This window comes from Streptomyces sp. NPDC059456, assembly GCF_042750055.1.
GTDB lineage: Bacteria > Actinomycetota > Actinomycetes > Streptomycetales > Streptomycetaceae > Streptomyces.
Genome location: NZ_JBHYVA010000249.1, coordinates 1 through 503, shown reverse-complemented (window position 1 = coordinate 503; position 503 = coordinate 1).

The window sequence follows — 503 nt, the reverse complement described above, 5'->3', positions numbered from 1 at the left end:
GCCCGCGCGCCGGGGGGGGGGGGCGGGGCGCGGGGGGCGGGGGGGGGGGGGCGGGGGGGGGCCCCCCCGGGGGGGGCGGGGGGGGGGGGGGGGCGGGGGGGGGCCCCCGCGCCCCCGCCCCCTCGTGCGTGGGCGGCGGTGCCTGAGGTCCGCTCACTCGTCCGGGTGAGAGCCCGATGGGCCGTGTCCGCCGCTCCGGGCGGCCGGAGGGGCCGTGGTCGACCGCGTGCCGGTGGAGCCCCGTTCCTGCGCGGCGGCGCCGAGGACGTACGCTCGCGCGGCGGCCGTCGGCGGGCCCGCCCGCCTCCCTGCCGGTGCCGTGCGGTGGCCGTGAGGGGCGAGGTCGGCGAACGGGAACCGCACACCGGGCCCGGTGGGAGGGCCCGGCGCGCGTTCCACGGCCCCCTGCCGGGGCCCGGCGACCAACCGGGCGCCGGCGGAGCCGGTGCGGGGGGGGCCGCGCCCCGGCCGGGCGTGGGGGGGGTGAGGCGCCGCGGGGGGCG